Source organism: Arthrobacter sp. CAN_A6 (assembly GCF_015751715.1).
GTDB lineage: Bacteria > Actinomycetota > Actinomycetes > Actinomycetales > Micrococcaceae > Arthrobacter_D.
In genome coordinates, this window is record NZ_JADOUV010000015.1 from 1 (window position 1) to 19787 (window position 19787).

Annotated in this window: 20 protein-coding genes and 3 pseudogenes; 16 read left to right on the plus strand and 7 right to left on the minus strand. The window is 62.3% G+C overall.

Annotated features, from left to right (window positions below):
- Nucleotides 1–722: 722 nt before the first annotated feature.
- From IWX75_RS15865 to IWX75_RS15875, 3 genes and pseudogenes are all read left to right on the plus strand, one after another.
- A pseudogene (locus tag IWX75_RS15865) lies at nucleotides 723–1048 on the plus strand (oligoribonuclease); the annotation flags it as partial.
- Between the two features lie 77 nt (nucleotides 1049–1125).
- Nucleotides 1126–1557, plus strand: coding sequence for a PRC-barrel domain-containing protein (locus IWX75_RS15870; RefSeq protein ID WP_196823232.1), 432 nt, complete (start codon nucleotides 1126–1128; stop codon nucleotides 1555–1557).
- Between the two features lie 415 nt (nucleotides 1558–1972).
- Nucleotides 1973–2692, plus strand: coding sequence for an Abi family protein (locus IWX75_RS15875; protein WP_196823233.1), 720 nt, complete (start codon nucleotides 1973–1975; stop codon nucleotides 2690–2692).
- Between the two features lie 156 nt (nucleotides 2693–2848).
- Here the strand turns inward: IWX75_RS15875 and IWX75_RS15880 are convergent.
- Nucleotides 2849–4101: pseudogene (locus IWX75_RS15880) on the minus strand (IS256 family transposase).
- Nucleotides 4102–4326: 225 nt separating this feature from the next.
- Nucleotides 4327–4890: a hypothetical protein gene (locus IWX75_RS15885; RefSeq protein WP_196823234.1), complete on the minus strand. Its 564-nt coding sequence runs from the start codon at nucleotides 4888–4890 to the stop codon at nucleotides 4327–4329.
- A gap of 510 nt (nucleotides 4891–5400) precedes the next feature.
- Here IWX75_RS15885 and IWX75_RS15890 point away from each other — a divergent pair.
- From IWX75_RS15890 to IWX75_RS15910, 5 genes and pseudogenes are all read left to right on the plus strand, one after another.
- Nucleotides 5401–5727: an HIT family protein gene (locus IWX75_RS15890; protein WP_196823235.1), complete on the plus strand. Its 327-nt coding sequence runs from the start codon at nucleotides 5401–5403 to the stop codon at nucleotides 5725–5727.
- A gap of 157 nt (nucleotides 5728–5884) precedes the next feature.
- Entirely contained in the window at nucleotides 5885–6109 is a 225-nt protein-coding gene (locus tag IWX75_RS15895) for a transposase (RefSeq protein ID WP_334684411.1), read from the plus strand.
- Nucleotides 6110–6199: 90 nt separating this feature from the next.
- On the plus strand, nucleotides 6200–7102 hold the full coding sequence (locus tag IWX75_RS15900) for a polysaccharide deacetylase family protein (protein WP_334684409.1): 903 nt from the start codon (nucleotides 6200–6202) through the stop codon (nucleotides 7100–7102).
- A gap of 19 nt (nucleotides 7103–7121) precedes the next feature.
- Nucleotides 7122–7374 (plus strand): annotated as a pseudogene (locus tag IWX75_RS15905) (IS21 family transposase); the annotation flags it as partial.
- Between the two features lie 6 nt (nucleotides 7375–7380).
- Nucleotides 7381–7563 (plus strand): hypothetical protein, encoded by a 183-nt coding sequence (locus tag IWX75_RS15910; protein ID WP_442858995.1) that lies wholly within the window; start codon nucleotides 7381–7383, stop codon nucleotides 7561–7563.
- Between the two features lie 1095 nt (nucleotides 7564–8658).
- On the opposite strand, the gene IWX75_RS15915 is transcribed toward IWX75_RS15910, so the two are convergent.
- The 5 genes from IWX75_RS15915 to IWX75_RS15935 all read right to left on the minus strand — a co-directional run bounded on the left by IWX75_RS15915 (nucleotide 8659) and on the right by IWX75_RS15935 (nucleotide 12248).
- A complete protein-coding gene (locus IWX75_RS15915) occupies nucleotides 8659–9966 on the minus strand; it encodes an MFS transporter (protein WP_196823237.1) in 1308 nt (435 codons plus the stop codon).
- Between the two features lie 307 nt (nucleotides 9967–10273).
- Nucleotides 10274–10777, minus strand: coding sequence for a DUF2243 domain-containing protein (locus IWX75_RS15920; protein ID WP_196823238.1), 504 nt, complete (start codon nucleotides 10775–10777; stop codon nucleotides 10274–10276).
- Entirely contained in the window at nucleotides 10777–11295 is a 519-nt protein-coding gene (locus tag IWX75_RS15925) for a class II aldolase/adducin family protein (protein WP_196823239.1), read from the minus strand. The genes IWX75_RS15920 and IWX75_RS15925 overlap by 1 nt, the downstream gene beginning before the upstream one ends.
- 218 nt (nucleotides 11296–11513) lie before the next feature.
- Complete coding sequence (locus IWX75_RS15930) at nucleotides 11514–11930, minus strand: DUF302 domain-containing protein (protein WP_196823240.1); 417 nt, start codon at nucleotides 11928–11930, stop codon at nucleotides 11514–11516.
- Nucleotides 11931–11990: 60 nt separating this feature from the next.
- A complete protein-coding gene (locus tag IWX75_RS15935) occupies nucleotides 11991–12248 on the minus strand; it encodes a metal-sensitive transcriptional regulator (RefSeq protein ID WP_196823241.1) in 258 nt (85 codons plus the stop codon).
- 459 nt (nucleotides 12249–12707) lie between these two features.
- Between IWX75_RS15935 and IWX75_RS15940 the strand changes: the two genes are divergently transcribed.
- The 8 genes from IWX75_RS15940 (at nucleotide 12708) to IWX75_RS15975 (ending at nucleotide 19577) form a co-directional block, all read left to right on the plus strand.
- Nucleotides 12708–13364, plus strand: a complete 657-nt coding sequence (locus IWX75_RS15940) for a rhodanese-like domain-containing protein (RefSeq protein ID WP_196823242.1) — start codon at nucleotides 12708–12710, stop codon at nucleotides 13362–13364.
- The gene (locus IWX75_RS15945; protein ID WP_196823243.1) at nucleotides 13361–14347 is read left to right on the plus strand and encodes a sulfite exporter TauE/SafE family protein; all 987 of its coding nucleotides are present in this window, start codon (nucleotides 13361–13363) and stop codon (nucleotides 14345–14347) included. Before IWX75_RS15940 ends, IWX75_RS15945 begins: the two co-directional genes overlap by 4 nt.
- Entirely contained in the window at nucleotides 14347–14643 is a 297-nt protein-coding gene (locus IWX75_RS15950) for a rhodanese-like domain-containing protein (RefSeq protein WP_196823244.1), read from the plus strand. Before IWX75_RS15945 ends, IWX75_RS15950 begins: the two co-directional genes overlap by 1 nt.
- 49 nt (nucleotides 14644–14692) lie before the next feature.
- Nucleotides 14693–15085, plus strand: a complete 393-nt coding sequence (locus tag IWX75_RS15955) for a rhodanese-like domain-containing protein (RefSeq protein ID WP_196823245.1) — start codon at nucleotides 14693–14695, stop codon at nucleotides 15083–15085.
- Nucleotides 15086–15178: 93 nt separating this feature from the next.
- Complete coding sequence (locus IWX75_RS15960; protein ID WP_196823246.1) at nucleotides 15179–16531, plus strand: MBL fold metallo-hydrolase; 1353 nt, start codon at nucleotides 15179–15181, stop codon at nucleotides 16529–16531.
- A 61-nt stretch (nucleotides 16532–16592) separates the two neighbouring features.
- Nucleotides 16593–17678: a HoxN/HupN/NixA family nickel/cobalt transporter gene (locus IWX75_RS15965; RefSeq protein WP_196823247.1), complete on the plus strand. Its 1086-nt coding sequence runs from the start codon at nucleotides 16593–16595 to the stop codon at nucleotides 17676–17678.
- Nucleotides 17679–17808: 130 nt separating this feature from the next.
- Entirely contained in the window at nucleotides 17809–18075 is a 267-nt protein-coding gene (locus tag IWX75_RS15970) for an SHOCT domain-containing protein (RefSeq protein WP_196823248.1), read from the plus strand.
- On the plus strand, nucleotides 18072–19577 hold the full coding sequence (locus IWX75_RS15975; protein WP_196823249.1) for a multicopper oxidase family protein: 1506 nt from the start codon (nucleotides 18072–18074) through the stop codon (nucleotides 19575–19577). The genes IWX75_RS15970 and IWX75_RS15975 overlap by 4 nt, the downstream gene beginning before the upstream one ends.
- Nucleotides 19578–19787 lie beyond the last annotated feature (210 nt).

Below are 19787 nucleotides of genomic sequence, written 5' to 3' on the forward strand. Positions count from 1 at the left end.
GGAACTCTTTCGGATATGCCTTTGCCATAATTGACATCCTTCCAGTGAGAACAAATCCTCACAGGTCAGGTGTCAACCAAACCCTGGGCAGTCCCAACTGCCGTGTGGGCCTGAGGCGCCGCCCCGCAAAAACCACCGGCTTACGTTTCAGCTCACAGTCGGACGGCACCCTTCGTTATCGGTCGATCAGCACGTATACCTGCCGGCGGGATACACCCAGCAGCGGCCGCGTCATCGGCCGTGACCTGGCCGACGAGATCCAAAGCGGCCAACGGGGTGATGGCGGCTGTTTGTCGTACCGCCTGATCCCATGCCGCATCGGACATAGCCAGTAGGCCACGCTCAACGATCGGCGGTTGATCTTTAGCCATGCCCGTCACCCACGGTGCGGGATCCCCGGAGCCATAGTTAACGGTAGTGCAGACGACTTCGACACGAAATACCTGTTGTGCAGGCGGGTTCGAACACCCAACTGTTCACACCCGCCTGCACAACCCCTGTACTTTCGCGGAAGCCCGTGCAAACGACTTCGAAAAACGACAGTGACTGTTAACTTAGTCTCGCGGCTTCTTCACAGTTGGGAATGGCGGTTCCTGATGACGTCGCCTCGGGGGTTGCCTCGGGGGTTGCCTCGCATGGCACAGTAAGCGGTCCGTGGGATGAGGTCCAGGACCGCCAAATGAACTGTCACGAACCCGCCATTTCCAACTGACAGTCACAAGATGTATGTGACCCCCAAACTGCTCGACGAACTTCCCCAGGGTATTTCGATGGCCGCGGCACAGGAGCAGGTGCTCGCCTACATCACCAAGTGGGTACCCGAACTGAATAAGGCGCGGTTGCATCATTGATTTCTCCACAATCAAAGAACTTGCCCGGCGTTGGTATCAGCGGGCGTACTTCCAGGCACCGGCCAAGAACGGCGGCCATCGGGCGCGCGGCGATATTCAAGATTCCATCAACGAGCTACGGTACTACCGCGGCCGTCTTCGTACCGCCGCCAGGTCCGGACAGTGCTGCGGCAAAGAAGATTGCGCAACAGCTGTAGTGGTTGTAATGGTTGCCTCAGCGTGCTTAGTGTTGATGGACCAATTCTCACGGGATTAACCAGGAGGAGGATCCGTCATGGCTTCAGATGAGACCGGGACGATCGTCAAGCTCAGCGACACGGACCAGACCGTCGCACTCGATGATGCAGATGTGCGCGGACGCGACGTCAAGGACAAAAATGGCGAGGATCTGGGCAAAGTAGACGATCTGATGATCGATGACCGGGAGCACAAGGTGCGTTTCCTGCGGGTAGCCTCGGGCGGTTTCCTGGGTTTGGGTGAAAAACAGTCTCTCATCCCCGTCGACGCCATTACGGCGGTGACGGCCGATGTGGTGACCATCAGCCAGGACCGAGGACATGTGGCCGGCGCGCCCGTCTACGACCCGGACCTGGTCGAAGACAGCGCGTATTACGAGGATGTATACGGTTATTACGGATACACGCCGTTCTGGGGCATCGGCTACGCCTATCCGGGCTACCCCTATTACCCCACTCGCGGCATCTAGGACCGTCCGGCGAACGGAAACCCTGCGCCGCCGCAGCTTGGTGTTCGAAGCATCGCCGTCAATTTAACCGCCATTCCTGACTGAGAGTCACACGCTGAATGACCATCAGGGTAGCGTCCCAGTTCCTTGGAAAAGGAACGCCGCCCCCCCGGCGGTCTCCCGTGCTCGCAGAACGGCCATTCTGCGTTTCATAACTGATTCCACAACCGTACTCCACGCCGCGCGTGCATAATCGATCTGTAGTCCAGCAGCCGGGACTTCAGCGACGCGGGTGCTCTTACCGGGATCAGCGCTGCCATGACGGAGTCGAAAGCCACGGCTATTAACGGCTGAGGGCCCCGCAGCTCCTGGCCGCGGGACCCTCAGTAATCCGTAACAGAGAACCTGTCCCTGCCTTCGCCTACAGTTTACTCCTGTGGGAACAGCACACCAACCAGCCATCGAGCAGATCCTGTTTAAGCGACTCAGCCCGGAAAGACTGGCGCCCTACCTGCACGTCGAAGGAAACCTCCACGATGCCATCCACCTCTACCGATGGAACATAGATCTCTCAGGTGCAGTCTACGAAGCCCTTCACGTCTTCGAAGTTCTTCTCCGTAACGCACTCGACGAGAAACTCTGCCTGTGGAACGCATCCCAGCCAGATCCAAATCACGGCCGGCTCCACCTAGCGGACTGGCTTTTGGATCCCTCTGCCCTCCTCATCCGAATTGTCGGCCGTGACATCCCCGAAGCACGACGGCGCGCACTGAAATCGACCACACGGCGTCCGGAAGGTCAGCGGGATCCACACCACGCGGACATTCTTGCAGCCATGTCGCTTGGCACGTGGCGATTCATCCTTCCCAGCCGTAGCGACGCCGGTAAACAACGCCTCTGGGATGAAGCCCTCAACGAAGCATTCCCGTACCTGAAACGAACGCCGCGCCAGCTGGAACACGCAGTCGAGGGCATTTACCGCCTCCGCAACCGGGTCGCCCACCTGGAACCGCTGATCAACAGCAACGTTCAAGCACAACTGGTGAACATGCGCACCGTCATCGGCGCCATAGACCCAGATCTGCTCTCCTGGTTCGCCTCCACCGAGAGAATCGGATCAACGCTCCAGGAACGACCCAGCTCCGCTCGGAATTGAACCCAGCGGGCAGAGGCTGACGTAACACGACATGTTGCCGGTTAACGTTAGCGATTGCACTCTAAACTGTTCGGCTTTTCGCCCATTTTTCTCAGCTCACCCACCCTCTGTCGGGGGACTGTCCGATAAACGGTGTGTGGGGTCCGGCGATCTTAATCAGTGAGTAATTCTTTCGAACCGTCCTGCAAAGGTGATCGCGAACGCATTGAGGGCGGGCTTCCACCTGATCACCCAGCGTGCTCTGCCGCCGCCGGTGGGGTCAAGAGACCGGGTGACGAGGTAAAGGCACTTTAGGGCCGCGGTCTCGTTCGGGAAGTGACCCCTGGCCCGCACCGCCCGCCGATAGCGGGCATTGATCGACTCGATCGCATTCGTCGTGCAGATGACCCGCCGGATCTCCACATCGTATTCAAGGAAGGGTACGAACTGAAGCCCATGCGGACTCCCAGAGCTTCACGATCGCCGGATACCTGTCACCCCATTCCGCAGCGAACTCCTGAAACCGGTCCTTCGCCGCGGCCTCACTCGGGGCCGTGTAGACGGGTTTGAGGGCTTTGACGATTCCGTCGCGGTGCTGTCGGCCGGCGTAGCGGAAGCTGTTGCGGATCAGGTGCACGATGCATTGCTGCACCGCGGTCCGCTCCCACGTCGTGTTGATCGCCTCGGGCAGGCCCTTGAGGCCGTCACAGACGGCGATGAGCACGTCCTCGATGCCACGGTTCTTAAGCTCGCTGAAAACCTGCAGCCAGAACCTCGCTCCTTCACCTCCGTCGCCGGCCCAGATGCCAAGGATCTCCCGCTCCCCGTTCGTGGTGACGCCCATGACGACGTAGAACGGGGTGTTGCGCACCTGCCCGTCGCGGACCTTGACCACGATCGCGTCGACGAACAGAACCGGATAGAGCGGGTCCAGCGGCCGGGAGGACCACTCAGCCAGTTCCCCGGCGACCTTCTGAAGTGATCCGGCTGATGGTGTCCTTGGAAACCCGCGCCCCGTAGACCTCCTCGAGATGCGCGGCGATCTCCCCGGTGGTCAGCCCGCGGGCCGAGAGCGAGAGCACGATCTGATCAATTCCGTCCAAGCGTCGTTTCCGTTTGGGCACGATCACCGGCTCGAACGACCCATCCCGGTCCCTAGGCACCTCGATCTCGACCGGGCCGATCTCGGTCAGCACGGTCTTCACTCGGGTGCCGTTGCGCATGTTTGCCGCGATAGGCGTCTGACCGTGCTCGTGCCCGAGGTGCTCCGTGAGCTCGGCTTCCAACGCCGTCTCGAGCACGCTCTTCGTGAGCTGGTTCAACAGCCCACCCGGGCCCACCAGGCTCACGCCCTGCTCCTTGGCCTGGGCGAGCAGCCGCTCGGCAATCTCCTTCTGATCGATGATCTCTCCCGTCACAGGATCGATCATCGCCTCTAATACTTCGGTCGTGAAGTCGTTCACGGCCATCTCCTCTCGGATCAGGCCAGACCCTCACACACCGTTTTTCTTACAGTCCCTCTGTCGGCTGTCGATCGGCATCGAGGGCGTGGTTCCTTGGTTCTGCTCAATGACCACTTATGAGCGTGTGCCAGGGCAGTAGAAATCTGCCGGGACACAGGCGCTCATAGGGCGGACGAACAGTCCGTTGATTGCTTAGTCGTTGCCGAGTGAGGCTCCATCGAGGATCGGAGGGAATCCGGGAATCGGGATTGCATCGTATCCCCAGTTCAGGACAGTCCATCGGTCATCGTTGAGGTTCATCACGAGAGGATAGGCCTCGAGAAATTCGTCAGGTTCCCATACCCCGCTTGTTGGCGGTAGTGGGTGAACATAGAGAAGTTCGGTATCCAGCGCTACTGCCCGCAGGTTTGCTCCGATGCCAGCCACGTCAGGGTCAAGGGGGAACGCTTCACGCATTTCGTGCAGCATCACTCTAGCGAAATGCTCCCATAGCTCATGGTTACCACCCGCACTCGAAGCCAGAGCATGAGCGGTTCTCTCAGGATCATGCCCGCTAGCGATCAGACTCTCCCGGTTCGCTTCGACCCAAGCCTGCGCCCAGCACAAACAGAGGATCGGGTGCATGTACCCCCAGGCCTGTATCAGGTCACCGCGATAAACAGCGCTCAGGAACTTAAAGGCAGCGATGGCGACCTCGGCCTGAGCCGCAGCTTCCTCACTCCCCTGTTCGGGAAAACTGTTTTCGCCCGGAGTCATACCTCTAAGTATGTCTTCCAAGAAAAATGCCAAGAAATGCTCACAGCTCCAGTAGAGGCCCTTATGCAGACAATATGCGTGTCCTCGGGTGACGCATCCTCTTTGGGTTGAAAAACGGCGTCAGCTAGCGCGTCGCTCGGACTTCGCTGAGCTTTGAACCCATCGCCCGCTGCTCCTTCGTCGTAGCCCGCGGAGCAGCGGGTACAGCGTCGCATTAGATTGCAATACAAGACTTGTAATATCCATCACCACACTCAGCCATGCCACCAGTTCTACTCGCTGTTGTGGGTCATCCACCTGTGGGCGGGTGGAGCCCTTGCGGTCCAGCTCAAAGCCGTCCATCTGTGGGTGAGCCACAGCATTGCATGTTGCAAGGTACAGGCTCGCCAGTTTGCTGAAGGTACATCCCGAGCCATCGGAACGTCTCACCGAACACTTCTTCCCCACTGCTGCCTGAACTCACGATTCACAGGAGCGTCATATGCGCTGTTACCGGCGAGATCGCCCGGTTTGAGCGCCCTCATTTTTGCAGTAGCTATCGTCTCCGGTGAGGCGGGATCGAACATTGTCTTCGAGGACGACGTGGTGATGGCCTTCATGGATACGAGCCTCGTTACCCCTGGTCATGTGCTGGTCATTCCGCGGAAGCATTGTTCGTATCTGGAGGATGTCGAGCCGGAGGTAGGTGCTCACCTGTTCCGCATTGCTCACCGGCTGGCGAGAGCACTGCGGCGTAGTGGACTGCAGTGCGAAGGGGTCAACCTGTTCCTGGCGGACGGCGAGGCCGCATTCCAGGAAGTGTTTCACTCTCGCCTGCACGTTTTTCCCCGCTTCTAGGATGACTCCTTCCGCATTGATGCGGACTGAAAGCGGGTACCCCTCCAACAGCTCGAAGAACCGGCGCGTCAGGTAAGGCGCGGGTTGGCCCTGCTCGATACAGAACCGAGCTCATGATCCGTCCTGCCGATGTCGAAGACGTCTCTCATTTTCAGGCATTGAACGGCGAGGCCGGACCCTGCGCAGCTGGAAGAGCGTGATTCTGGCCTGTTTCGACACCAACGACGCCTCCAACGGCCCCTCCGAAGCCACTAACGGCGTCATCGAAACCACCCGTAGGATCGCCCGAGGCTTCCGCAACTTCACCAACCACCGACTCCGATGCCTACTCGCTGCCGGCGGCCACCGCCCCTACCGGGCCAAACCCGCTACCCATGCTTAAATGTGAAGGGCCCCTTTTTCTCGGCTCGATCAGGGAGACTAGAGCAGGACGATCAATAAATCTTGGTGTTACGGGAGTGAGGGAGACGACATGCAATTCAATGCCGGGCGCAGGGCACTGATCCTTGCCGGTCTCGCAATGACCGTGGCCGGATGCGCAGCCAAAGCTCCGCAAACGCAGGCCTCTGGCACTCCACCTGCGACCAGCGGGCGGCCGACAGAAACACCGTCACCATCTCCCGAACCAACCCCATCGAGCCCACACCCGGAGCCGCAGCTCGTCACGCCGACCCGTGACGAAATCATCGAAAGATTCAACGCAAAAGTGCCACAGCACTGGGGATTAGACGTCCCAGGAGTGATCAGCACCCTACCCGCGGGCGCTACTGGAGTAGCACTAACCCTTGACTATTGCGGCGGACCAGGCGGCAACCAGGCCGACCACACCATCCTGAACCTCTTACGACAGCACGACATGCCGGCAACCCTGTTCCTCAACTCCCGCTGGATCACTGATAACCCAGCATTAGCGAAGGAACTCGCAGAAAATCCGTTATTCGAAATAGCGAACCACGGCACCCGCCACCTGCCCTTGAGCGTGACCGGACAAAGCGCCTACGGCATACCCGGAACCACAGGGCCGGGGGCAATCTACGACGAGATCATGGATAACACCACGATGATCACAAACCTTACGGGGAAAGCACCACGCTTTTTCAGACCCGGCACAGCACACCTGGACGAGATCTCCACGCAAATCTGCCTCGCCCTAGGCCAGACACCTACCGGGTTCAGCATCAACGCCGACGCCGGCGCGACCTATCCGGCGCGCATCGTCACCCAAGAAGTCGGACGAGCACAAGCCGGGGACATCATCATCGCCCACGGAAACCAACCCAACGCAGCAACAGGCAAAGGCCTAGCCGAAGCGCTCAACCAGCGCCACGGCCGCGGAGGAAACCTTGTCACACTAACCACAGCGACGACGACCTAACCACGACACTATTTCCTGTGTTGTTGCGCGCGGCCACTGGCCTCCTCCTCGAACCTCGTTGCGGGCTTCGGAGCTGGCGGTCTTCGACGGCCGAACTTTGATCGCGATCCATCCCCGGGTAGTCACCACGGGCGGACAAAACGTCGACCTGGACCACTACCTGGAGGTGCTGAAAATAAAGCCGCGCGTTGCCCGGGTCCACCGCCCTTGCCCGGGCCTCGTTGGGCAGCGTCGGAGATTGCTACGATAACGCTGCCATGGAGTCTTTCTGGGGCCGCATGCAGACCGAACTTTTGAACACCCGAAAGACCTGGCAGACAGTGATTGAACTCATCACAGCAATGGACGCCTGGCTGGACTTCTACTACGGCAAGCGCAGGCACAGCTACACCGGCTATATGAGCCCCGACCAATACGAAGTACTCTGGAACGACCTCAATAACCCGCTCCTACTCACATAGGACCGGCGGAAAACGCGGGGGGCTTACCACTACCTCGCGCACCCCAACCATTATCACTAATGGGGGCCCAACCACTCCTGCCGGACCCGACCGTCTGATCGAAAGGAGAGCCTGGGTGACTGATCGTATCGTAGTAATAATAACGGGACTACCACTATTACTTAAGGATTCGTCGGAGGCTACCATGGCAGAGAGCGCTAAGGACCGGATGTATGCCGCCGCTGTCCGTGCGGTTGAGCCATGAACAGTTCGCCGGGTCCTAGGTCTACGACAGATCGCCCGGCACACCTCATGACCGCCGCACAGCAGGCTGTTTTTAACGAGTTGGTTGCCGGGCAGTGGTGGCATGGCCGAAACGTTCTACGCGGGATAGCTACTCTTCTCGATTTATCCCCTTCGGAGGCACAATGAACATCCGCTCACGCGCTGCTGCGCTGCTCGTACTGCCCACTCTGATCATGCCCCTCTTCGGTGTAACCTCGGCCTCGGCCGAGGGACCAAGACCAGGCTGTGGCTACGGCGACACAAACCATGCACATCAAGCTGCCTCGGGCCGCGATCCGCTGAACCTTCGCCCCGGCAACGGCTCCGGCGACCAAAACCACCCACACGCCGCCCCGCCCGGTCAGGCACCGGAAGACGGCGGCGACCAAAGCGGGCCCATGCGCGGCTGTCCAGTAAACACATCCAGCTGACAAGGCTGATGGCGGCCTTGCCAGCGGCGAATCGTGAGGGCCGGTGCACCTGCATGATTGGTCCGCCGGTGTGCCGCGTGGTTATGGCTTCCCTGGTTCGGTATCGAAGGTCCCGTAATTGCCGATGACCTGCTGGAGGGCCACATATGACTGGAGGATTACGGGTGAGTGGACCTTCGAGCCATGGATGTTGAGGACTTCCCCGCACTTCTGCCCAGGGCGACCGGTTCATTGTGGCTCTCCTCGAGGGCGGTTCCGGACAGTGTGCTCGTTCTTGCTGCCGCAGATCATGATGCACAACGTCTCGGCGTGGGCGGGACGCTTGAGCTGGTCATCGACCACGGCGTCGTAGACGCTGTCGCACGGCGGGCAAGGATCATATGCCTGTCTCGGGAAGGAATCAGAGGATTCGGGTCAGGGGCTCTGAGGTCGGATCGTGGGTTTCGTACATCCGTACGGCCACGATCATGGCCGAGAGCCCGCTAACAGCGGCCGCGGCCCATACCGCCGCATGCAGGCCCACCAGGTCCGCGATAATGCCGCCCATGATCGCCCCGACCGCGTAGCCGAGGTCGCGCCAGACGCGGTAGACGCCCACCGCCCGGCCGCGCCAGGCGGGATGTGCGACATCGCCGATGACTGCAAGCAGGGTGGGGTAGACCATCGCGGTGCCTGCTCCGAGCAGTGCGGTGCCGGCGGCCCAGCCGCCGAAGCTGTCGCCGAGTGCGATGATCACCAGGGCCGCGGCCTGGGTGGCCATGCCGCCCGTGATCAGGTGCTTGCGTCCGATGCGGTCGGACAGTGCACCGGTGATCAGTTGGCCGATTCCCCACACCCCGGGGTATAGGGCGAACAGGAATCCGATTTGTCCCACGGGCAGCGCCGCGGTGGCGAACAGTAGGGGGAACAGGCCCCAGGAGAGCCCGAAGTTGAGGTTGTTGACCAGTCCGGCCTGGCTGGCCGAGGAGAGGGCTGGCTCCTTGAGGCTGGTTTGGGCAGCGACCTGTCGGTCGGTCAGCCCCGCGTGGAGGTGGTTGTGTGTTCCGTCTGCCCTCGGTGTGTGCTGGGCGGCTTCCAGGCGGGCATGGTCGCGGGTTTCCTTCACGAACCCCCCGGACAGCACCAATGCAATGACCGCGTAGGCCAGTCCGAGCAAGAACGGTGCCGGGCGCAGCCCGTACTGCTCGGCCAGGTACCCGGCCAGCAGGGAGGTCACCGCGACGGCTGCGTAGCCGGCGGCTTCGTTGAGACCCATCGCAAGCCCACGTTGTTTCGGACCGACGAGGTCGATCTTCATTACCACGGTGGTGGACCAGGTCAGCCCTTGGCTGAGGCCCAGTAGCACGTTGGCTGCCACCACCCAACCCCAGCCCGGGGCCCAGATCAGCAGCAGCGGTACAGGCACCGCGGCTGCCCATCCGGCGAGCAGGACGGGCTTGCGGCCGTAGCGGTCGGAGAAGGTTCCAGCGAAGTAGTTGGCGATCGCCTTCGAGATCCCGAAAGCGGCCACGTAGGTGAAAATGAAGGAGTAGCCTGTCAGACCGAATTCATCAGTGGCAAGCAGGGGCAGCACCGTCTGCTGCTGCCCGACCATGCCGCCCACCAGGGCGTTGATCGCCACTAGCAGAACAAACTGGGCGATATTTTGCCTTAACCCCAAGGTGATGGTCTCCGTTACGGGGCTGGCCCCCGTTCGGTTCTTATCCATGGGTTGCCTTCCGTTTTTGTCGTAACTAATATATCTAATACCCTAGGGGGTATTAGAAGCGACTATCAATCAACAGTGGAGGCAAGGCGTTATGTGCCGTGCAGTGGCATGCAAAAAATGTGGAAAAACAACCTGGGCCGGGTGCGGTCAGCATGTGAACCAGATCTTGCGCGGAGTGCCGGCCGCCCAGAGGTGCCGCGGGCACCAAAACGAGCCCGAGGCTAGGGGCGGATTCTTCTCCCGTTTGTTCTCCCGGCGCTGACTCTGCCCTGATTTGCTGTGCTGGCGGTCAGTTCCGCCAGCCGGTTCAGCCCGCCCTACACCGGAGAATGCGGAGGCCTTGCCGGTACAGCAGCCATCCGCCGACACAAAGGAGCGCGCCGACAATCAGGAGTCCTACATCCCAGGAAAGCGGGGAGCCGAGATCGTCACGGACGTGGTGAACCCCCAGCAGCTGGTGATTGATCAGACCTTCCACAAGGTTGAATATCCCCCACCCCATAAACATCAGACCCGTCTGAAAGCTCCAGCTCGGCGCTGCCCGCCCGTGCTGCCAAGCCCTGACGGCAGTAAGAGAGCCAGCCAGCACGAGAAGCCACGTCGCGATGTGAAAAAACCCGTCGGCCAGCGTATTCACTTCCAGGCCGGCCACCGTTGCTACGGAATGACCATCCACATCACTGACCATGTGGTGCCACTGCAGGATTTGATGCAGGACGATGCCGTCGATGAAACCACCGAAACCAAGCCCATATAGTAAACCTGAGGTCTTCGGCGGCGACGCCGCACGGTGGTCTTGGCGATCATCCATCAGCGTCGCGGGGTTTTCATCTCCGCCTGGACGGCATCTAGTGCACCTGACGGGAAATCCGCTGCGCCGCCGAGCGCTGCCGCGCCCAGTTCAGCCGCGGCTGATTCTTCGATAGCAATCACCAGACGCCCGGTTGCTACGGGGTCCGGCCCGAAGGCGAGCAGCCCGTGATTTCCTAGCAGCACGGCGTTCGTTCCGGGGTTCTCGGCCAGGACTCGGGCAATCCCCTTCACGGACACGTCTGACCCGCGAGGGCCCCAAGGAACAACAGGGACGGGCTGGGACTGCCCGAAGCGCAGCAGGGGCTCCGTACGGCAGGGCAGTGACGCATTCGCCAATGCAAACGCTGTCGCTGCGGGGGAATGGGTGTCAATGACCGCCGCGATTTCGTCCCGGGTGTTGTAGATGACCGAATGCATTTGGATGATTTCGGCGTTTTCTGGCCCAAGATGGCCGTCGACGACGTCGCCGCCGAAGGTCACTGTGGCGAGCTGCTCTGGGCGGAAGGTCCCTGACAACTCCCGTGCTGGTTAGCAGGAAGCGGTTGTCATTGACTCTGGCACTGAGGTTTCCATGCCCTGAATGAGACATCACTCCGGCGGTGAACAGCAGCCGGGACGCCTGCACTATCGCTTCACGTAGGTCAGCGGGAGCTGCGTTAGACGTCCTATCTGTTCTCTGCTGAGGAATTGCGGTTTCCCGGGGCCAGCGGTCGCGGGTCCCGCTGGCGCATTTCTTAGGCGGGGTTGCCTGCGAGGGAGGTCAGTGCTGCACTCAGTCGCGTGTCGGCGTCGTTGGCCACTTCCTGTACGGCTGGGCTGCCGCTGAGTTGGACCATGGTCTGGGGGTCGATGGCCTGGATTGTGGTTTGCGTGGCGTCGGGCCCGCGGCGTACGACGACGTTGCAGGGTAGCAGTGCGCCGAGGTCCGGCTCGGCCGCCAGGGCGCGACTGGCAAGTTGTGGATTGCATGCTCCGAGGATCACGTAATCGCCGAGGTCCCGGGCTGCTTCCGCGCCGAGTTTGGTTTCGAAGGTTGCGCGAACGTCGATCTCGGAGAGGATACCGAAGCCCTGCTCGGCCAGCGCCTCGCGGGTCTTCTGCACTGCTTCCTCGTAAGCTGCTGACACTACGATGCTGTGGGTATAGGTCATGTCTGCTCCTTCCAATACGTTCTGACGGGTATTTGCTGTGACCTTTCCGATGGTGGCAGTTCAGGCGAGGGAAAGGAACAGCTTTTCGAGGTCCTTTTTGTCCATGCTGGCGTCTTCCTGGGTGATGCACTGTTGAAGACCAGTGGCGATGATGGCGAATCCGGCCCGGTCCAGCGCCTTGGAGACCGCCGCGAGCTGGGTGATGACGTCCTTGCAATCGCGGCCTTCCTCCATCATCCGGGTCACGGCGGCCAACTGCCCCTGCGCCCGCTTGAGCCGGTTGATAACCGGCGTCAGTTCTGTTGAATCAAGTTGCATGGTGGCCTCCGCCTAGGATCAATTTTGCTATCATTATATTCCCCCTGGGGGTATGAGGGCGGCCGGAGTTGATCCGGCACTTCGACGCAACTGCCGTCCCAGGACTGGCCCCGCTGCCGCCCCTACCAGCCGGCCCGAAATTAGCGGCCCTGCAGCAACCCTTCAAGACCATGGGCTTTCAGGCCTAGAACGATCCGACAGACCTGTGCTTCGGACTCAGCAGTAAACACTTCAACCGGGGCCGTGGCACGGTCCGCCGGTCCACTGGGTGCTGTTCTCATATCCCTCTTCTTCCCTCGTTCTCGGTCGTTGGTTCGGCTGTCAGTACCGGACTCCGTCGGGCACTGACAGCCTCTTTCAGTAGCAATTATATACCCCGGGGGGTTATTTGCGTACCCCTCGGGGTATATGGAATACTCGGCCACGTATTTCGAACTCCTGGTTTCTGAAAGGACCTTCATGACTTCTTCGACCACTTCCGCTCCCGCTGTAACGGCTCTTGATCCGCAGGAACTGCGTTCCTGGATTACCGAGCATGAGGACCTGGTGATCCTTGATGTGCGGTCGGCGGCTGAGTTTGAAACCATGCATATCCGTGGTTCATACAATGTGCCGCTTCCCCTGCTGTCCGAGCACACGGACGAGCTGGCGGCACGTCTGGGCAGCCGGGTGGTTTTGGTCTGTCAGTCCGGGGTGCGCGCCGAACAGGCCCGCCAGCGGCTCGGTGGTGCGGGGATCGATACGGCGTACGTCCTGGTCGGGGGTGTGCCCGGATTCGCTACTGCCGGTGGCGATGTCGTCCGCGGCCGGCAGCGCTGGGCTCTTGAGCGTCAGGTCCGGCTCGCGGCAGGCTCTCTGGTTGTCCTGGGCCTGGCAGGAGGACAGTTCGTCTCGCCGAAGCTGCGCCTGCTTACAGGGGCCATCGGCGCCGGCCTGACGTTCTCGGCTGCCACCAACACCTGCGCCATGGGAAAGGCCCTCTCGGCCATGCCATGGAACAAGACCGCACAGGAGCCGACCCGTGAGGCAACTATCCTGCAGCTTCCCAGCGCCAACTCCACCTCCACCTCCAGCGCCAGCGCCAATTCTGAGATGGGGCAGGCGCGCGCCTCATGACCGGAACCCTTATCCTCGTGCTCAGCCTGTCGGTGTTTATCGGGCTTTCACTTGGTGTCCTGGGCGGTGGCGGGTCGATCCTGACCGTCCCGATCCTGGTGTATGTGGCCGGATTCGAAGCCAAGGAGGCGATCGCCGCGTCCCTATTCGTTGTCGGAGTCACCTCAGCCGTGAGTGTGATCAGCCATGCCCGTGGTGGCAGGGTGATGTGGCGCACCGGTTTGATCTTCGGCGCCGCCGGAATGGTCGGCGCCTTCGTCGGAGGTCTGCTGGGCAGCCGCATTCCGGGTCAGATCCTCTTGGTTGCCTTCGCCCTCATGATGGTGGCCACCGCCATAGTCATGCTCCGCGGCAGGAAAAAGACTGGTGGGGATGGCACCGCCGAGCCGGTGAAACACGAACTTCCCCTAGGCCGGGTGCTGCTTGACGGAGCCGTCGTCGGGCTCGTCACCGGCCTGGTCGGTGCAGGCGGTGGATTCCTCGTCGTTCCTGCCCTGGCCCTGCTGGGCGGCCTGCCGATGTCGATCGCCGTCGGAACCTCGTTGGTCGTTATTGCCATGAAGTCCTTCGCCGGGCTCGCCGGGTACCTCACCACTGTCCACCTGGACTGGGGTCTGACCTTGGCTGTCACGGCAGCTGCGATCGTGGGAACTCTCATCGGTTCCAAGCTTGCCGGCCGCATCCCCGAAGTCGCCCTCCGGAAAGCGTTCGGTTGGTTCGTCCTGGCGATGGGCACCTTTGTCCTAACCCAGCAGGCACCGGCGGATCTGCGCTGGGTCATCCTCGGCGGTGTCGCTGCCGTGGCCGTGCTCGGCGCCGTCATCTGCTGGTTCTTCCTCCGAACATGCCCGATCAGGACATGGATCCGCGGCAAGGAGCACCGTAACCAGGGCTCCGGGCACGCGAAACATTCAACCCCCCTGAACCCGAAGTACCGCTTTACCAAGAACAGAGGCACCAACAACAAATTAGGAGGCAAATAATGTCTGACATCACCATCACCGAAGCCGATAAGCGCCGCAGCACCAACCAGATCCTCGATGTCCGGGAAGACGTTGAAGTCGCCGAGGGAGCAATCCCCGGAGCCCTGCATATTCCCCTCGGGGACTTGGGTACACGCCTGTCCGAACTCGACCGAGCCGTACCGGTGATCGCCGTCTGCCGCAGCGGAAACCGAAGTGCCACCGCCGCAGAGGCCTTGAATCAGGCCGGCTTCACCGCAGACAACATGGCCGGAGGCATGACAGCCTGGAAACAGGCTGGCCTACCCACCACCTAAAGGACCCTGCCGCACCGAAATCCACCCACGTCCGGCCCAAAGGAGCGAAATGATTAGCATAGGTCCCGACGAATTGAAGAGCCAGTGGCCGGGCGTACCGTTAATCGACGTGCGCGGCAGAGATGAACATGCCCAGGCCCACGTCCCGGGAAGCTGGAACATTCCCCTGAATGAACTGGCCTCGAACCTGGCGTCCCTTCCCCCTCACACCGCCATGTACGTGATGTGCGGATCGGGAAAACGGAGCACCCAGGCCGTCTCACTTCTCTCCGAATACGGTTTCGATGCGGTAAACGTCTCGGGCGGAATCACCGAATGGTATCGCAACGGGCACCCCGTCACCCATGCCACAGCTACTGAAAACGTCCCCGGTGAACGCCCGAAGAGACCTTCTTCCCTGTCCCTTGAGATAGTGCTGAACAAGCTCCGCCGAACCAGATAAACCAGCCCACCCTTTACGGGGAAGATACCCCTAGGGGAATTGTTGTTTGTGGTCCTTCACAGAGCAACACCCCTGCTAATTTAAGGAAAAATTATGGACGTCACTGTTATCGAGACCCCGCAGCTCGGGGACCGCAGCTACCTCATCCACGACGGGCAGGTAGCCCTGGTCATCGACGCCCAGCGCGACATCGACCGCGTCGAGTCCATCGTGGAAGAAGCGGGCGTGAAGCTCACCCATGTGGCCGAGACCCACATCCACAACGACTACGTCACCGGCGGGCTCGTCCTGGCCCGGAAGCACGGGGCCGATTACCTGGTCAACGGCGCCGATGACGTGTCCTTCAAGCGCACTCCGATAGCTGACGGGCAGACCGTTCAGATCGGGGAGCTGTCGGTCAAGGCGGTAGCCACCCCCGGCCACACCCACCACCACCTGTCCTTCGTCGTCGAGCACGACGGGCAGCAGGCCGTGTTCTCCGGAGGCAGCGTCCTCTACGGGTCGGTGGGTCGCACGGACCTGCTGGGTTCCGAGCACACGGTTGGTCTGACCCACGACCAGTGGGCCTCCGCCCGCCGCCTGGCGAAAGAGGCAACGGAAAAGGCAGCCCTTTACCCGACTCACGGGTTCGGTTCCTTCTGCTCTTCCGGCCCGGCAACAGGGGCGTCAGAATCCACCCTGGGCGAGCAGTTCTCCACCAACCACGTCTACACCGAGGGCGACGAGGAACACTTCGTCTCCGAGCTCATCGCCAACCTGAGCGCCTACCCCAGCTACTACGTGCACATGGGACCGGCCAACGCTGCCGGCCCCACCGAACCGAACCTGTCCGTGCCCGACTCCCTGGACCCCCAGGAGCTCAAGGCACGCCTGGAGGCCGGGGAATGGGTGGTGGACCTGCGCCACCGCGTGGCCTACTCCGCCGAGCACCTGAAGGGCACCATCAGTTTCGAGTACGGCAACGGGGCAAGCTTCACCACCTTCCTGGGCTGGGTCTTCCCCTATGACCAACAACTCACCCTCGTCGGCTCCCGCGAGGACGTCGAGAACGCGATTCGCGACCTGTCCAGAATCGGCATCGACTCACCCGATGCGGCCGTGGGCGAGAACCCCGCCGAGCTCGCCCCGAACGTTCCGGCCACGTCCTACCCCCGGGTTGGCTGGGACGGCGTATTGGCCGGCCGTCCTGGCGGGGAAACGATCCTGGACGTGCGCCGGGCGGAGGAGTGCGACGCCTCCCACATCGACGGAGCGGTGAATATTCCGCTGCACGAGCTCGTCACCCGCATGGACGAGGTGCCCGCAGGCCGGCTGTGGGTGCACTGCGGCTCCGGCTACCGCTCCGGCGTGGCCGCGTCCCTGCTCGAGCGCGCGGGCAAGGAACCGGTGCACATCGACGCGATGTTCGACGAGGCCGCCGATGCCGGCCTGCCCATGGCCGGCTGATCAACGCACCCAGTCGCCGGACACCCCCCTTCCGAATCCTGCAGTCCAGGAAAGGCCCCGCTTGGAATCCCGTACCGCCGAGTCCCGCCCCCGGGAACAGCTCCGCAGTCTGACCGGCATGGGGGCCACCGTTGTGGGCTTGCACGTAGCCGGGTGGGGGGCCTTGTTCGCCTGGCTGCTGCCGGCCCAGACGGCCGCCGGGGCCAGCCCGGGGGTGCTTCTCGGGCTGGCCGTGGGCGCCTACGCCCTCGGGGTACGCCACGCCTTCGATGCCGACCACATCGCGGCCATCGACAACGCCACCCGTCAGTTCCTCACCCGGGGACGCACCACCGTGACTACCGGGTTCTGGTTCGCCCTGGGTCACTCTTCCGTGGTTGTGCTCTCCGTGCTCCTGCTGGCCCTGGGCGTGGAAACCTTCGCCGGGGGGCTGGTCGATGAGGACTCCACCTTGCGCCACGCCGCGGGGATCTGGGGAGGAACCGTCTCCGGGGTGTTCCTGATTGCCGCCGGGATCCTGAATCTGCCGGCCCTGCGGTCGTTGCACCAGCTGCGCCGCGCTATGGGAGATGGACCGGTCGATCAAAGCCAGTTGCACACGCACTTGAACCGGCGCGGGGTGCTGCACCGGGTGCTGCACCCGCTCACCCGGACGGTGGACCGTCCGGTGAAGATGTACCCGGTCGGGTTCCTGTTCGGGCTGGGCCTGGACACCGCGGCCTCGATCAGCCTGTTCGTCGTGGCCGGGACCCTGGTCCCGTCCCTGCCTTGGTACGCCGCGATGGTACTGCCGGTGCTGTTCACCGCCGGGATGACCGCTTTTGACAGCGCCGACGGGCTGATGATGAGCCGGATCTACAGCAGGGCGACTGGCGATGCCCGGCGCACGGTCGATTACAACATCGTCGTCACCGGTGTCTCGGTCTTCATCGCCTTCCTCATCGGTGGGATGGGTCTGCTCTCCGTGGCCGCCGAAGTGCTCCAGCCCTCCGGCGGGATCCTGGAGGCGGTCGCCGCTGTGGACCTGAACTTCCTCGGGATCACCGTGATCGCCTTCTTCGCCCTGGCCTGGATGATCACCGCCGCAGCACGCACGGCCAAACCCGCAGCCGCTCTCGTCCGGACCTCCGGAGAAGATCAGCGGTGAGGCCCCTGCCGGATGCCCCCTGTTGACACCCCTGGAGGCCACTGATCGAGACTGGCCGGAGAACATACGGCAAGAGACACGTGTCTACTAGAGATCTGACCACGTACGACAAGAGATGAGGAACACGACCATGATGAACGGCAACGATATGGGCGGTATGGGATTGATGTGGATCTTCGGGTTGCTGATGCTCGTGGGGGTGATCGTGCTGATAGTCGTGCTGGTGAAGGCCTTCTCCGGCAGACCCCAGAACACGGCCGGCCCCGACAACAGCCGTGGCCCGGGCACTGGTCCTGGCCGTGGGCGGGAAATCCTCGAAGAACGCTACGCCCGCGGGGAGCTGAGCACCGAGGAATACCGGGAGCGGCTGAGCACCCTGGAGGAAGACAGCCATTGAGCCCACTGACCCGCCGCCAGCTGCTGGCACTGGGTGCGGTAGGGGCCGGTGCCACAGCCGCCGGCGGGGCAGGGCTGTGGTGGACAACCAGCAGTAGTCGTGGATACGTGGGAGGGCAGGACCTGATCGAACCCCGGGTGCTGTCCAGCCGAGACCGCGTACTGGCACTGGACCTGGAAGCCACACCGACACGGATCCAGGTCGGAGGGCGTGAGGCCTCCGTGCAGACTTTCAACGGATCCCTGCCGGGCCCGACGCTGCGCGTAGCACCAGGGGACACGATCCGGGTGGCGATGACCAACCGGCTCGAGGCCCCGACGAACCTGCATGTACACGGCCTGCACGTCTCCCCCGAGGGCAACGGCGACAACCCGTTCCTGAGCATCGCCCCGGGAGAGACCTTCGACTACGAGTTTGTCCTACCCGAAGACCACTCACCGGGAACCTACTGGTACCACCCCCACGGCCACGGCCACGTCGCCGACCAGGTCGCCGCCGGTCTCTACGGGGCGATCATCGTCGAGGATACCGAGCCGGTGCCGGTGGCCCGGGAGCGGGTCATGGTGGTCTCCGATCTGTCCCTGGATGCTTCCGGGAACCTGGCCGAAATCGACCGGATGCAACAGATGATGGGCAGGGAAGGCGAAGTCGTGCTCGTCAACGGCCAGGTCCGCCCGCGACTCACCGCCGCACCCGGGGAACGTGAACGGTGGCGGATCGTCAACGCCTGCCCCTCCCGGTATCTGCGGTTGCAGCTGGAGGGCCAGCAGGTCCGGTTGCTCAGCCGCGACCTCGGACGCCTGCCAGTCCCCGAGGAGATCACGGAGGTGCTCCTCGCTCCCGGCAACCGTGTGGAGTTGCTCATCGAGACCACCGAGGGCTCCGCAGTGCTGGTTGCCGCCCCGGTAGGCCGCGGCGGCATGGACTCGATGATGGGCGGCGGGATGATGGGCGGCAACAGACCGGGGAACGACGACGCGACCGAGCTGTTCACCCTCGAGGTGGCAGGCGATGCGGCCCAAACCCCACAACCAGTTCCCGCCGGCCCCGCGCTGCGGGACCTGCGCGGAGAACCAGTCGCCGGACGCAAGACCCTGGACTTCGCCATGGGCATGGCCGGCAGCATGGGCGGTGACGGTGCCACGATGGGTGGTATGGGCAGCGGGGAGGACACCATGATGGTCTTCACCATCAACGGCCAGGAATTCGATCCAGAACGAACCGACACCCCGGTCACGGCCGGAACAGTCGAGGAATGGACCCTGACCAACTCCAGCCCCATGGATCACCCCGTACACCTGCACGTGTGGCCCATGCAGATCATCGACGACGGTGACCGCGACGTCTCCGAACCGAGGTGGCAGGACGTCGTCAACGTCCCGGCCCGCGGGCAGGTGAAAGTCCTCATCGCCTTCGAAGACTTCCCCGGACGCACCGTCTACCACTGCCACATCCTCGATCACGAAGACCAAGGCATGATGGGCACCGTCGAAGCCCGCTGAGGCAAGGCTACCGGAGGGCGATGCCGCTGCCCGGACCTCAGCGCCCGACAGCTGCGCCCGAGGGTAACGGGGACATCGGACCTCAAGCAACGATCCCGTCCCCCCATGGGGGACGCATCAGGAGGATCGCACCAGCTGCGCTGCCCTGTCGGCCATTACCAGCGTTGGGTGTGCTGGGGATCGAGCCGCCAGAAAATGGCCGGTTGAAGT